The organism is Pseudomonas sp. A34-9, from assembly GCF_029543085.1.
Lineage (GTDB): Bacteria > Pseudomonadota > Gammaproteobacteria > Pseudomonadales > Pseudomonadaceae > Aquipseudomonas.
The window spans coordinates 286,409-300,376 of sequence record NZ_CP119967.1 but is presented as its reverse complement, the minus strand read 5'-3'; the positions used below and the strand labels follow the sequence as shown (position 1 = coordinate 300,376).

The 13,968-nt window shown below is 59.3% G+C and carries 13 protein-coding genes; 12 read left to right on the top strand and 1 reads right to left on the bottom strand.

Going from position 1 to position 13,968, the window contains the following annotated elements; translation table 11 throughout:
• The first annotated feature begins 29 nt into the window (after positions 1-29).
• The 11 genes from P3G59_RS01290 (at position 30) to P3G59_RS01240 (ending at position 11,609) form a co-directional block, all read left to right on the top strand.
• Positions 30-1,022, top strand: coding sequence for a D-cysteine desulfhydrase (locus P3G59_RS01290; RefSeq protein WP_277760153.1), 993 nt, complete (start codon positions 30-32; stop codon positions 1,020-1,022).
• A gap of 318 nt (positions 1,023-1,340) precedes the next feature.
• A complete protein-coding gene (gene tcyJ, locus P3G59_RS01285; RefSeq protein ID WP_277760152.1) occupies positions 1,341-2,141 on the top strand; it encodes a cystine ABC transporter substrate-binding protein in 801 nt (266 codons plus the stop codon).
• Positions 2,141-2,806: a cystine ABC transporter permease gene (gene tcyL, locus P3G59_RS01280; protein ID WP_007918741.1), complete on the top strand. Its 666-nt coding sequence runs from the start codon at positions 2,141-2,143 to the stop codon at positions 2,804-2,806. The genes tcyJ and tcyL overlap by 1 nt, the downstream gene beginning before the upstream one ends.
• Positions 2,807-2,808: 2 nt before the next feature.
• A complete protein-coding gene (tcyN, locus tag P3G59_RS01275) occupies positions 2,809-3,558 on the top strand; it encodes an L-cystine ABC transporter ATP-binding protein TcyN (protein ID WP_277760151.1) in 750 nt (249 codons plus the stop codon).
• 472 nt (positions 3,559-4,030) lie between these two features.
• Positions 4,031-4,795 (top strand): hypothetical protein, encoded by a 765-nt coding sequence (locus P3G59_RS01270; RefSeq protein WP_277760150.1) that lies wholly within the window; start codon positions 4,031-4,033, stop codon positions 4,793-4,795.
• Between the two features lie 268 nt (positions 4,796-5,063).
• Entirely contained in the window at positions 5,064-6,305 is a 1,242-nt protein-coding gene (locus P3G59_RS01265) for an SfnB family sulfur acquisition oxidoreductase (RefSeq protein WP_277760149.1), read from the top strand.
• Between the two features lie 23 nt (positions 6,306-6,328).
• Positions 6,329-7,522: an SfnB family sulfur acquisition oxidoreductase gene (locus tag P3G59_RS01260; RefSeq protein ID WP_277760148.1), complete on the top strand. Its 1,194-nt coding sequence runs from the start codon at positions 6,329-6,331 to the stop codon at positions 7,520-7,522.
• Positions 7,522-8,880 carry an LLM class flavin-dependent oxidoreductase gene (locus P3G59_RS01255; protein WP_277760147.1) on the top strand — a complete coding sequence of 453 codons (1,359 nt, stop codon included), beginning with the start codon at positions 7,522-7,524 and terminating at the stop codon, positions 8,878-8,880. Before P3G59_RS01260 ends, P3G59_RS01255 begins: the two co-directional genes overlap by 1 nt.
• Positions 8,881-9,041: 161 nt before the next feature.
• Positions 9,042-9,851 carry a MetQ/NlpA family ABC transporter substrate-binding protein gene (locus P3G59_RS01250; RefSeq protein ID WP_277760146.1) on the top strand — a complete coding sequence of 270 codons (810 nt, stop codon included), beginning with the start codon at positions 9,042-9,044 and terminating at the stop codon, positions 9,849-9,851.
• A gap of 2 nt (positions 9,852-9,853) precedes the next feature.
• The gene (locus tag P3G59_RS01245; protein ID WP_277760145.1) at positions 9,854-10,975 is read left to right on the top strand and encodes an ATP-binding cassette domain-containing protein; all 1,122 of its coding nucleotides are present in this window, start codon (positions 9,854-9,856) and stop codon (positions 10,973-10,975) included.
• Positions 10,965-11,609, top strand: coding sequence for a methionine ABC transporter permease (locus P3G59_RS01240; RefSeq protein WP_277760144.1), 645 nt, complete (start codon positions 10,965-10,967; stop codon positions 11,607-11,609). The genes P3G59_RS01245 and P3G59_RS01240 overlap by 11 nt, the downstream gene beginning before the upstream one ends.
• 85 nt (positions 11,610-11,694) lie before the next feature.
• Here P3G59_RS01240 and P3G59_RS01235 read toward each other — a convergent pair whose 3' ends face one another.
• Positions 11,695-13,107: a hypothetical protein gene (locus P3G59_RS01235; protein WP_277760143.1), complete on the bottom strand. Its 1,413-nt coding sequence runs from the start codon at positions 13,105-13,107 to the stop codon at positions 11,695-11,697.
• Between the two features lie 233 nt (positions 13,108-13,340).
• On the opposite strand from P3G59_RS01235, the gene P3G59_RS01230 reads away from it, so the two are divergent.
• Positions 13,341-13,967, top strand: a complete 627-nt coding sequence (locus P3G59_RS01230) for a class I SAM-dependent methyltransferase (RefSeq protein ID WP_277760142.1) — start codon at positions 13,341-13,343, stop codon at positions 13,965-13,967.
• The last annotated feature ends 1 nt before the right edge of the window (position 13,968 follow it).

The following is a 13,968-nucleotide window of genomic DNA, read 5'->3' as shown; positions in this document are numbered from 1 at the left end:
GCTTCATCTTCTTCCGCCAGTACGGACTCATGATCAAACAACAGCTGGATCGCTTTAACCGCCTCGACCTGCTCGGCCACCCGACGCCGCTGGAAAAACTCGAACGCCTCTGCGCCTGGCTCGGCCGCGAGGTGTACATCAAGCGCGATGACCTGACGCCACTGGCCATGGGCGGCAACAAGCTGCGCAAGCTCGAATACCTCGCTGCCGACGCTCTCGCGCAAGGCGCCGACACACTGATCACCGCAGGCGCCTTGCAATCGAACCACGTTCGCCAGACCGCTGCACTGGCCGCCAAACTCGGTCTCGGCTGTGTGGCGTTGCTGGAAAACCCACTGGGCACCGACGACAGCAATTACACCGGCAACGGCAACCGTTTGCTGCTGGATCTGTTCGACACCAAGGTCGAACTCGTCGCCAACCTCGACAACGCTGACGAACAACTGGCGGCCCTCGCCGTGCGTCTGCGCAGCAATGGCAAGAAGCCGTATCTGGTGCCGATCGGAGGCTCAAATGCGCTCGGTGCGTTGGGTTACGTGCGCGCAGGGCTGGAACTGGCCGAGCAGATCAAGGACACCGGGCTGGATTTCGCCGCCGTGGTGTTGGCCTCGGGCAGCGCCGGGACGCACAGTGGCCTGGCATTGGCGTTGAGCGAAGTGTTGCCGCAATTGCCGGTGATTGGCGTGACCGTTTCGCGCAGTGAAGAAGATCAGCGGCCGAAGGTTCAGGGCCTCGCCGAACGCACGGCGCAGCTGCTCGGCGTCGAGCTGCCAGCGAGTTTCAAGGTTGAGTTGTGGGACGAATATTTCGGCCCGCGTTATGGCGAGCCGAACGCCGGAACGTTGGCGGCGGTGAAGTTGCTGGCGAGTCAGGAAGCGCTGTTGCTCGATCCGGTATACACCGGCAAGGCGATGGCGGGGTTGCTCGATGGCATTGGTCGTCAGCGCTTTGATGAAGGCCCGATCATCTTCCTGCACACCGGCGGCGCGCCGGCGTTGTTTGCCTACAAGGATTTCCTGTAGCGAGATCGTTCCCACGCTCTGCATGGGAATGCAGCCGTGGACGCTCCGCGTCCGCTCGAACGCTGGAACGCTGGAACGCGGAGCGTCCCTGGAGGCATTCCCACGCAGAGCGTGGGAACGATCCTTATATTCCAATAAAGAATAACATTTCTATTATTAAGTATTTTCAAGTCTAACGCAGACATCTTATAGTCTCGCCGCAGGCGAATTTCGCGCAAGACGCATAAGCTGCTTTAGGGCACGATAACGCAGGCGCACGAATCACAAATTCGCCAACTTTCCTTAAGCGTCTTCCATAAGAAAACACAGGGGCTTGTCATGAATTTTTCCGCACTACGTCGCAATCTGCTGGTGGGTTCGCTGGGCCTGGCGCTGAGCGCCGGTCTGATCAGCCAGGCAGTAGCCGGTGAGCAGCTGCAACAGATCAAGGACAAAGGCGTTATCAACGTCGGCCTGGAAGGCACTTACCCTCCATTCAGCTTCGTTGATGCCGACGGCAAACTGACTGGTTTCGAAGTCGAACTCTCTGAAGCGCTGGCGCAAAAACTCGGCGTCAAAGCCAAGATTCAGCCAACCAAGTGGGACGGCATCCTCGCCGCGCTGGAATCCAAGCGTCTGGACGTCGTGGTCAATCAGGTGACCATCTCCGAAGAGCGCAAAAAGAAGTATGACTTCTCCGAACCGTACACCGTTTCCGGGATTCAGGCGCTGGTGCTGAAGAGCAAAGAAGCCGCGCTGAACATCAAGACCGCCGCTGATCTGTCCGGCAAGAAAGTCGGCGTAGGCCTGGGCACCAACTACGAACAATGGGTCCGCGCCAACGTGCCGGGCGCTGACGTGCGTACCTACGATGATGATCCGACCAAGTTCGCCGACCTCAACAATGGTCGCACCGACGCCATCCTGATCGACCGTCTGGCCGCCCTCGAATACGCCAAGAAAGCGCCGAAAACCGTCGCTGCCGGTGAGGCGTTCTCGCGTCAGGAAGCCGGTGTTGCCCTGCGCAAAGGCGAACCGGAACTGCTGGCCGCCGTGAACAAGGCCCTCGACGAACTGCGTGCCGACGGCACCCTGGCGAAGCTGTCGACGAAATACTTCAACGCTGACGTCACCAAATAATGGAAGAGGCTTTTCAACTCGCACTGGACTCCGCGCCCTTTTTGCTCAAGGGCGCGTACTACACGGTAGTCCTCAGCCTCGGCGGGATGTTCTTCGGCTTGCTGCTGGGCTTCGGCCTGGCGTTGATGCGCCTGTCGCGCTTCAAATCGGTGAGCTGGCTGGCGCGCATCTACGTGTCGTTCTTTCGCGGCACGCCGTTGCTGGTGCAGCTGTTCGTGATCTATTACGGCTTGCCGCAATTGGGTCTCGAACTGGATCCGCTGCCAGCGGCGCTGATCGGCTTCTCGCTGAACATGGCCGCTTACGCCTGTGAAATTCTGCGCGCCGCGATCGGTTCGATCGAACGTGGCCAGTGGGAAGCCGCCGCGAGCATCGGCATGACCCGCGCGCAAACCCTGCGCCGGGCCATCCTCCCGCAGGCGATGCGCACGGCGTTGCCGCCGCTGGGCAACAGCTTCATTTCGCTGGTCAAGGACACGGCACTGGCCGCCACCATTCAGGTGCCGGAGCTGTTCCGTCAGGCGCAATTGATTACCGCCCGGACTTTTGAAGTCTTCACCATGTATCTTGCCGCCGCGCTGATCTACTGGATTCTGGCCACAGTGCTTTCGCACTTTCAGAACAAGTTGGAAGAGCGGGTCAATCGGCACGACCAGGAGTCCTGACGATGATTGTCGTGGAAAAACTGACCAAGCAATTCAAGGGTCAGGTCGTGCTCAACGGCATCGACCTCGAGGTCAAGGAAGGCGAAGTCGTCGCGATCATCGGCCCCAGCGGTTCGGGGAAAACGACATTTTTGCGTTGCCTGAATTTCCTTGAACAACCCACCAGCGGCCGGATCAAGGTCGGCGATATCGAGATCGATACCAGCCGCCCGCTGAACCAGCAGCAAAACCTGGTGCGCAACCTGCGCCAGCACGTGGGCTTCGTGTTCCAGAACTTCAACCTGTTCCCCCATCGCACCGCTTTGGAAAACGTCATCGAAGGCCCGATCGTGGTCAAGAAGATGCCGCGCGACGCTGCCATTGTCCTGGGCAAAAAACTCATGGCCAAGGTGGGTCTCGCCGGCAAGGAAGATGCTTATCCTCGTCGCCTCTCCGGCGGTCAGCAACAGCGCGTGGCGATTGCCCGGGCGCTGGCGATGGAACCGGAAGTGATCCTGTTCGACGAACCGACTTCGGCTCTCGACCCGGAACTGGTCGGCGAAGTGCTGGCGACCATTCGTGGCCTGGCTGAAGAGAAACGCACCATGGTGATCGTCACCCACGAAATGGGTTTTGCTCGCGACGTGGCCAACCGTGTGGTGTTTTTCGACAAAGGCGTGATCGTTGAACAAGGCGACGCCAAAGCATTGTTTGCCAATCCGAAAGAAGAACGCACTAAACAGTTTCTCAGCAAGTTTCTTAATCACGCCTGAGAACTTTTACCGCACCACCGGCAACTTCCATGGAAGGAAGTTACCTCCAGCAAACTTCATAAGCCCCCACACCCCTCGCATTCAAAATATATCCGAAGCATTGCACGCATACGTCTTGCAACAGATATACCCCCCTTGACGCCGCTCGACCTCCGCACGCCAGCGCCTGAATAAACTTGCGCAAAAACCGGCAGAAAGCCCTGAACTCCGTGGCTTGTTTCTCCTGACCACCTAGGCATTTGGCCACGATAGCGTAGGAAACTTCTGATTAATTCGTAATTCACGGATTAACTAACATCGTCTATTGACACCCCATCGCGCACACTCTTATCTAGTCGACAACCGGCATCACTTAGTTCAACCAACCCGTATTCAACTTGAATAAAAGTTCAAAGTTTTTATTGCCGGTTTATTCACGCCTTTTGTTCTTCCAGAAACGGACTTCGCTGCAAGGCTTCAAGGAGAGAAATCGATGACCCGCACTTCGCATACCCCCGAACTGGCAGCGCCGACCGTGGCGCCAGCGCACAAAACCGGCATCAATCTGGCCGCCGCCGCCCATCTGGTGGTCGAGGTGCCACCCTATCCCGACATGGATAGCGGAGACCTGATCGAACTGTTCTGGAACAAATGCTATGTCGCCTCCAGGATGCTGACAGCGGATGACGTCGGCACGGCAATCAGCCTGCGGGTGCCGGAAAGCTTTATCGCCAACGGCACGACGCGCATTCACTACCGGGTGATGCAGGTCGGTCAGGGGCCGGCGTTATCGGCGGTGACGCGGGTGCAGGTCAAACTGGACTGCCCCGGCGGACAACCTTCAGCGCTGAGCGCAGATGAAAACCAGCAACTGGCCCCTGTGACCATCCCCGAGGTCATTCGCCGTCAGGGTGTTAATCCAAACCAGATCAAACGCGGCGTACCGCTGACCATCGAGCCTTACCAGAACATGGCCGAGGACGACGCCATAACCTTACGCTGGGGCGATGTACGCATGGACCTGGCACCAATCACCGCCGCGGACATCGGGCTGCCCATACAAGTCTGGGTACCTCCCTCGGTGATTGATGAAGCAGGCGAAGATCTGCGGCTGGACGTGACGTATTGCATTCTCGATCGGGTCGGCAACAACTCGCGCTGGGCGCCGCCAAGAACGCTGAAGATCGGTTGTGCAAACCCTTATCTGAAAGTGCCCCTCAAGCCAAAACTCATGGCTGCCGAATCGCGTAAAGATTGATCGTTTTCAGCGGTGAAGGGGCCCCGGCCCCCTTATCCGAAAATTCTTAACCAACCCGACCATCACCCCTTCTATACATATTCCTAAAAGTTAGTTTATTTAATATTTATACACGCTTAGGGTATATGAACCGGACCACCGGACATTCTTTCGTTCGCCGCACTTTTGCGGCGTTTTTCATGAGATGTGAGGTAGGTAGTATGGTCCGGAACACAATCACCCCAGTGCAGATCGCCAGGGCATTGCGTGCAGCCAAGGAGCGGCACTGATGTCCAGTCTGGCAGACGCAAACGTCCAGTCGGATCTGGACATCGCCCCACTGTTGTTGCCCGCGCAGGTCTTGCGCAACGACGCCCAAGCCATCAAGGCCGCCCATGAACTGGCGCAAGTCGCCCGCGTGCAGGCTGCCAGACGCGACCGCCAGCGCAAGTTGCCGTGGTCAGAAATCGAGCAATTCACCCGCAGCGGTCTGGGCAGCATTGCCATCCCGCGTGAATACGGTGGTCCGCAGGTTTCGTTCGTCACATTGGCCGAAGTATTCGCGATCATTTCCGCCGCCGATCCGGCGCTGGGACAGATCCCGCAAAACCAGTTCGGCATCATCAATCTGGTGCTCGGCAGCGCCACCGAAGCGCAGAAAAAGCAGCTGTTCCAGAGCGTCCTGGAAGGCTGGCGCATCGGCAATGCCGGCCCGGAGCGCGGCACCAAAAACACCCTGGAATTGAAAGCGCGGATCACCGCCGAAGGCGACGATTACCTGATCAATGGCCAGAAATTCTATTCCACCGGCGCGCTGTTTGCGCACTGGGTCGCGGTCAAGGCTCTCAACGATGATGGCAAGCAGGTCCTGGCCTTCGTCCGTCGTGGCACGCCGGGCCTGCGCATCGTTGATGACTGGTCAGGCTTCGGTCAGCGCACCACCGCCAGCGGCACGATTCTGCTGAACAACGTACGTGTCGAGTCGAGCCTGGTCGTCGACAACTGGAAGATCAACGAAACCCCAAACACCCAAGGCGCCGTGTCGCAGCTGATTCAAGCGGCCATCGACGCCGGCATTGCCCGTGGTGCTATCGACGACGCCATCGAGTTCGTCAAAACCCGTGCACGGCCATGGATCGATGCCAAGGTTGATCGCGCCAGCGATGATCTCTACGTGATCGCCGACATCGGCAAATTGAAAATCGAACTGCATGCCGCCGAAGCCCTGCTGCGCAAGGCCGGCAAAGTACTTGATCAGGTGCACGCCGCGCCGCTCACTGCAGAGTCCGCCGCCCGCGCTTCTATCGCCGTGGCCGAAGCGAAAGTGCTGACCACCGAAATTTCTTTACTCGCCAGCGAGAAGCTCTTCGAACTGGCCGGCAGCCGCGCGACCCTCGCCGAATTCAACCTCGACCGCCACTGGCGCAATGCTCGGGTGCACACGTTGCACGACCCGGTGCGCTGGAAATATCACGCGGTCGGCGCCTATCGCCTCAACGGCACTTTACCGGCTCGCCATTCCTGGATCTGACGACCAGACATCTGGAGAAAAACATGACGCTATCCCATCACGTCGCGGTCATCACCAGCGATGAGCAAGCCCTGATCGTCGCCAGCGACCTGGCCGAAGATTTCAAACGCGACAGCGCCATCCGCGACCGCGAACGTCGCCTGCCACTGCCGGAACTCGACGTGTTTTCCCGCTCGGGCCTGTGGGGCATCAGCGTGCCGAAGGAATACGGCGGCGCTGGCGTGTCCAACGTAACCCTGGCCAAAGTCATCGCCCTGATCGCTCAGGCGGACGGCTCGCTGGGGCAGATTCCGCAGAACCACTTTTATGCGCTGGAAGTCCTGCGGGTTAACGGCAGTCACCAGCAGAAACAACGGTTGTACGCCGAAGTGCTCGCCGGCCAACGCTTTGGTAATGCCTTGGCAGAACTGGGCACGAAGACCGCCCACGACCGCGTCACCAGCCTCAAGCGCGACGGCGATGGTTATCGCATCAACGGCCGCAAGTTCTATTCAACCGGTGCGATCTACGCGCAGCGCATTCCAACTTCGGTTGTCGATGAAAACGGCGTACAGCAACTGGCGTTCGTCCCGCGTGACAGCAAAGGCCTGACGGTGATCGACGATTGGAGCGGTTTCGGCCAGCGCACCACGGGCAGTGGTTCGGTGGTGTTCGAAGACGTATTCGTTGCCGCCGAAGACGTGCTGCCGTTTCAAAGTGCCTTCGAACGCCCGACCACGGTCGGCCCGTTGGCGCAGATCCTTCACGCCGCCATCGACACCGGTATTGCTCGCGCCGCTTATGAAGACGCGCTGCATTTTGTGCGCAGCAAAACCCGCCCATGGATCGATTCCGGCAACGACAAAGCCACCGAAGATCCACTGACCCTGAAAAGCTTCGGCCACTTGAGCATTCGTCTGCACGCCACGGAGGCCTTGCTTGAACGTGCTGGCGAATTCCTCGACGCCGCGCAAGCCGAGACCAGCGAAGAAACCGTCGCCGCCGCTTCGATTGCCGTCGCCGAAGCACGCGCGATCAGCACTGAAATCTCTTTGGCCGCCGGCAGCACGCTGTTCGAACTGGCTGGCAGTCAGGCGACCCTGATCGAACACGGCCTCGACCGCCATTGGCGCAACGCCCGCGTGCACACCCTGCACGACCCGGTGCGCTGGAAATATCACGCGGTGGGCAACTACTACCTCAACGATGAAAACCCTCCACTGCGAGGGACGATCTGATGAGCGCGGCGAAAAAGAAGATCCTGCTCAACGCGTTCAACATGAACTGCATCGGCCACATCAACCACGGCTTGTGGACGCATCCACGCGACACCTCGACGCGCTACAACACCCTCGAATACTGGACGGAACTGGCGCAATTGCTGGAACGCGGGCTATTCGACGGCTTGTTCATCGCCGACATCGTCGGCGTGTACGACGTCTACCAGAACTCGGTCGACGTGCCGCTGAAGGAGTCGATCCAGTTGCCGGTCAACGACCCGTTGCTGCTGGTTTCAGCCATGGCAGCCGTGACCAAAAACCTCGGCTTCGGCCTCACCGCCAACCTCACTTACGAGCCGCCGTATCTGTTCGCCCGCCGCATGTCGACGCTCGATCATTTAAGCCGTGGTCGCGTGGGCTGGAACATTGTCACCGGCTATCTCGACAGCGCGGCGAAAGCCATGGGTCTGAGCGAACAGGTCGAACATGACCGTCGCTACGATCAGGCCGACGAGTACCTGGAGGTGCTCTACAAACTCTGGGAAGGCAGTTGGGAGAACGGCGCGGTGCTCAACGACCGTGAGCAGCGCATCTATGCGCAGCCGGAGAAAGTGCACAAGGTCGAGCACAAGGGCGAGTTCTATCAGGTCGAGGGTTATCACCTTTGCGAACCGTCGCCGCAGCGCACGCCAGTGCTGTTTCAGGCGGGCAGTTCCGATCGCGGTTTGCTCTTCGCCGGGCGCCATGCCGAGTGCGTGTTCATCAGCGGTCAGAACAAGCCATCGACCAAGGTTCAGGTCGACAAAGTGCGGGCCAGCGCCGTTGAAGCGGGGCGCAATCCTAAGGACATCAAAGTATTCATGGGCCTTAACGTGATTGTCGGCGCAACTGAACAAGCCGCCTGGGCCAAGCACGCCGAGTATCTCAGCTACGCCAGCGCCGAGGCCGGCGTCGCGCATTTTTCCGCGTCGACCGGCATCGATTTTTCGCAGTACGAGATCGACGAACCGATCCAGTACGTGAAGAGCAACGCGATTCAATCGGCGACCAAAAACCTGCAGAACAACGACTGGACCCGGCGCAAATTGCTCGATCAGCACGCCCTTGGTGGTCGTTACATCACGGTGGTCGGCTCGCCGGAGCAAGTGGCGGATGAGCTGGAATCGTGGATCGCCGAAACCGGCCTCGACGGGTTCAACCTGACTCGGATCGTTACGCCGGAAAGCTATGTCGATTTCATTGAACTGGTGATTCCGGAGCTGCAGCGGCGCGGGTCGTACAAGACTGCGTATGACACCGGCAGCTTGCGCGAGAAGTTGTTTCACGGTGAGGCGCAGCTACCGGAGCAACACACCGGCGCCCACTATCGCCACTAATCCTTTTTACTGATCGTTCCCACGCTCTGCGTGGGAATGCAGCCGGGACGTTCCGCGTCCCAACAGCGGACGCAGAGCGTCCATTGCGGCATTCCCACGCGGAGCATGGGAACGATCAATGGTAGACACCGAAAATCAATGCACTGACTGGAAAAACCACCATGACCAAAAAACACCTGTCCCACCCAGTCAAAGCACTGGCCCTGGCCCTCGGCCTGTTCAGCTCGGCAGTCTTCGCTGCCGACGCGCCACTGAAAATCGGCACCACCGCCGCCTTCGCCATCCCGCTGGAAGCTGCCGTCGAAGAGGCCTCCAGACAAGGCCTGAAAGTCGAGCTGGTGGAGTTCACCGACTGGATCGCGCCGAACGTCAGCCTCGCCGCCAGCGACATCGACGTGAACTACTTCCAGCACATCCCGTTCCTGGAAAACGCCAAGGCCGCCTCGGGATTTGATCTGGTGCCGTTCGCCCCGGGGATCATCAACAACGTCGGCCTCTACTCGAAAAAATACAAAAGCTTCGATGAGCTGCCAGAAGGCGCCAGCGTCGCCATCGCCAACGACCCGATCAACAGTGGCCGTGGTTTGCAGCTGCTGGCCAAGGCTGGTCTGATCACGCTCAAACCGGGCGTTGGCTACAAGGCTACCGAAGACGATATCGTCGCCAACCCGAAGAAAATCAAAATCCTCCAGGTTGAAGCCGTGCAACTGGTGCGCGCCTATGACGACGCCGATCTGGTGCAGGGCTACCCGGCCTACATTCGTCTGGCGAAGACTTTCGATGCCGGTTCCGCACTGCTGTTTGACGGCCTCGACCACAAGGAATACGTGATCCAGTTCGTCATCCAGCCGAAAAGCAAAAGCGACCCGCGCCTGATCAAATTCGTCGACATCTACCAGCATTCGCCGGTCGTTCGCGCCGCATTGGATAAGGCCCACGGCAAGCTCTATCAAGCCGGTTGGGAAAGCTGAGCATGACAGCCGCGATCCAACGGCGACTGGAAATTCCAGAGCCACACACCGCTGAAAAAACCGAGCTGCATCCCGAGCTGAATCGCGCCCATGTACGTTTTATCGGCCTGGGCAAAACCTACCACGGCCGCCAAGGCCCGGTCGCGGCTTTGCAGGGCATCGATCTGGCGATCCAGCGCGGCGAAGTGTTCGGCATTATCGGCCGCAGCGGCGCCGGCAAGTCGTCGCTGATCCGCACCATCAATCGTCTGGAGCAACCGACGTCGGGGCGGGTGCTGATCGATCAGGTCGATATCGGCGAGTTCGATGAAGACCGTCTTGTCGCCCTGCGCCGGCGCATCGGCATGATTTTTCAGCACTTCAATCTGATGTCGGCCAAGACCGTTTGGCAGAACGTCGAACTGCCGCTGAAAGTCGCCGGTGTACCGAAAGATCAGCGCGAGCAAAAGGTGCGCGAACTGCTCGAACTGGTTGGCCTGCAAGCCAAGCACAAGGCTTATCCGGCGCAGCTTTCCGGCGGACAGAAACAGCGCGTCGGCATCGCCCGCGCCTTGGTGCATGACCCGGATATTCTGCTGTGCGATGAGGCCACCTCGGCGCTCGATCCAGAAACCACTCAGTCGATCCTCGGCCTGCTGCGCGAGATCAACCAGCGTCTGGGCCTGACCATCGTTTTGATCACTCACGAGATGGCCGTGATCCGGGAAATCTGCGACCGCGTGGTGGTGCTCGAACACGGGCAAATCGTCGAGCAAGGCCCGGTGTGGGAAGTGTTCGGCAACCCGCAGCATGAGGTCAGCCAAACCTTGCTCGCGCCCCTGCAGCACGCGTTGCCGGAAGAATTGCACAGCCGCCTGCACGCGCAACCGCCCTCCTCCGACGCCGCCGTGGTGCTGCGCTTGCAATTCACAGGCAGTGCCAGTGACGAGCCGGATCTGGCGGCGCTGTTTGCCGCCCTCGGTGGCCGAGTGAAATTGCTCCAGGGTGGCGTGGAACGGATTCAGGGCCATGCGCTGGGGCAATTGCTGCTCGCCGTCAGTGGTTCCGCGTTGAGTGCCGAGCAATTGCGCGACCGCGCCACGCCGTGGGCACAACGAGTGGAGGTCTTGGGTTATGTGGTTTGATCGCTTGTTGCAGGGTTTTATCGACACGTTTCTGATGGTCGGTGTGTCGTCGTTGATCGCGTTGCTGGTGGGGATTCCCATGGCAGTGATTCTGGTCACCAGCGACAAGGGCGGGATCTATGAGGCGCCGGTGCTGAACCGTGCGCTGGGCGCGTTCGTGAACCTGTTCCGCTCGATCCCGTTTCTGATTCTGATGGTCGCGCTGATTCCGTTCACCCGGTTGATTGTCGGCACCACCTACGGCGTGTGGGCGGCGGTGGTGCCGTTGACCATCGCTGCAACGCCGTTCTTTGCGCGGATTGCCGAGGTCAGTTTGCGCGAGGTCGATCATGGCCTGATCGAAGCCGCGCAGGCCATGGGGTGCCGGCGTTGGCACATTGTCTGGCATGTGCTGCTGCCGGAGGCGTTGCCGGGCATTGTCGGCGGCTTCACCATCACCCTGGTGACGATGATCAACTCCTCGGCCATGGCCGGGGCGATTGGTGCCGGCGGGTTGGGCGACATCGCTTATCGCTACGGCTATCAACGTTTTGACAGCCAGATCATGCTGACCGTGATTGTGTTGCTGGTGGCGTTGGTGGCGCTCATTCAGTTGGGTGGCGATCGGTTGGCGCGGGGTTTGAACAAACGCTGACGCCAAATCAAAGGAGCGCAGCCTGCGGGAGCTTCTGTATGGAAATTGCCCAGGCTACGATTCTTTTCGTTCGGGGCCGTCCGCCTCAATCCTCAATCAGGCTGTCGAGCCACGCGTATTCTGTTTTGCTGCGATGCAGCGCTTGCATGCTTTTTGCCGCGTAAACAAGGCTGTCGGCGTTGTTGACAGCCAGGTTCGCTCGCAGTGACGGGTTGGCATTGAACAGATCAACCGCCGTCTGAAGCTGCAGATCATCGCCGATGCCGAGGTAATCACTGACACCGAACAGGAAGTTATCGTGGTCATTCGTAAAGGCGTTCAAATACTCGACCGTCAAACCGCCGCGCATGATTGCTTCAGAAACACCGCGCTCCGGTACGTCGTAATCAGCCAGCGAATCCCAATCCAGCAAACGGCCCAGTCGGCTGTCCAGATAGAAATAATCCGCCGCGTTCGGCCCAATGGTCTGGAACCGGTCAATTCTGTTGGTGTGCAACATTTCATGGCCCAGCGAAATGCTCAAAACCCCGCGCTGCATGTACTTGCGATTGATGAAGAAGCGGCCATGAAAATCTCTTTTGTACATCCACGCCGCGCTGTTGCTGTCTGCATCAACCCCAACGAATTTCCCGCCTCCCCAGGTCCCTTGATACTCACTGGACAGGGCTTGGCCTCGAGCGACTGAATCGGCGAATCGCTGCGTAACAGCGTGGTGATCAACGCCAAAGAAACTTTCATAAACCGCGTCGGAGTCTTGGTACTTCTGGCCAATGGCATGTCCCGCATCAGAGAAAATCTTTTCGACCGCTTGCAACTCCGAGCGAATGATTGCGGCCTGTTCCGGCGGAAACTGCGTCAAACCGCGCGCAACCAGGGTGCCCTCCTGCGCCGCGGTGTACTCCAACGAATCCTCGTGACCGGTATGCACCCGGTGCTTTTCGGCATGTTCCTTTCTGACATCGCGAATGAGCTGATCAATGTCGATATCAATGACTTTGCCCGGCGCGGGCAGAGGCTGCGGCCGGTCGAGTGTCCAGCTCTTGCTTCGCGCGTCGTAAAAAAGCACCGGCCCCAAAGCCGCCGATTCAGACACCAGCGCCGCCCGGTACTCACCGGCCGTGCCGGTTTCCCGAACCAGAACAATCTCGCCGGGCGCGATATCGACATAGTTTCGGTTCTTGAACACCCTGAGGCCCAGAGCATTGGCTGCGGGCAGGTTGGCCGGCGCTCTCAAGCTGTAGCGCGCAAGGGATCTGTCCATTGGCTGGATGGGCCAGACCTGCGCGGATTGCAACACGGTCGTCGTGATTGCGGGGGGTGGTGGATCAGCATGCGCAAGGGACTCCCTGGCCGCCGCCGGATCCGTGTCGGGGCGGAAAATCTTCAGCGGCGTCACGTCGCCGGACGGCATATGGCCGGATCTTTTACGGGTTGGCGTTGCATCCACCGAATTGCGCTGAGTCGGCGAGGTGGCGCCAGGTTTGCTGACAATACTCATGAAAATCCTTTTTTTGAGTGAATCCCCCGAAAAAAAACAGGGCAGACCGCGCCATAGTCGTCTATCGCGCAGGCGTCATTACAGCGCGGAGCGCACAGCGAGGTGCGGTACATATGTATTGCACGTGCGTTGAAGTTTTGTGCTTCCCCCAACTGGAACTGCCCCAGGCGCGATCTTTCAAAGCTCGAAAGCGCTTATAGTCAGCCGATCTTCCTTTCAGCCACGAAGCGATCATGAAGCAGACCCCCAGCGACCTCGAACAGATCACCGCGACCACCCTCGGCCACTACAACTCGGTGGCCGAGGACTTCCGTGAAGGCACGCGCGATCACGATGTCAGCCAGAACATCGACGCACTGTTGCGGCACATTCGAGGCGACGCGCCTTTCGCCATTCTTGATTTCGGCTGCGGGCCGGGACGGGATCTGCAGACGTTCACGCGCATGGGCCACAGCGCGGTCGGCCTCGACGGCTCGGAAAAATTTGCGCGCATGGCGCGCGAGGACAGTGGTTGTGAGGTGTGGTGCCAGGATTTCCTGAAACTGGCGTTGCCGGCCGAACGCTTCGACGGAATCTTCGCCAACGCCGTACTGTTTCATGTGCCATTGCAGGAGTTGCCACGGGTGTTACAGCAATTGCGCGACACGCTGAAACCGGGCGGCGTGTTGTTCAGCTCCAATCCGCGCGGGGATAACCTCGAAGGCTGGAACGGGCCGCGGTATGGCTCGTATCACGATCTCGAGGCGTGGCGCGGTTTGCTCACCCGCGCCGGGTTTGTCGAGCTGGAACATTACTTCCGCCCGGCAGGGTTGCCCCGCGAGCAGCAGCCCTGGCTGGCCAGCGTATGGCGCAAGGCCTGAG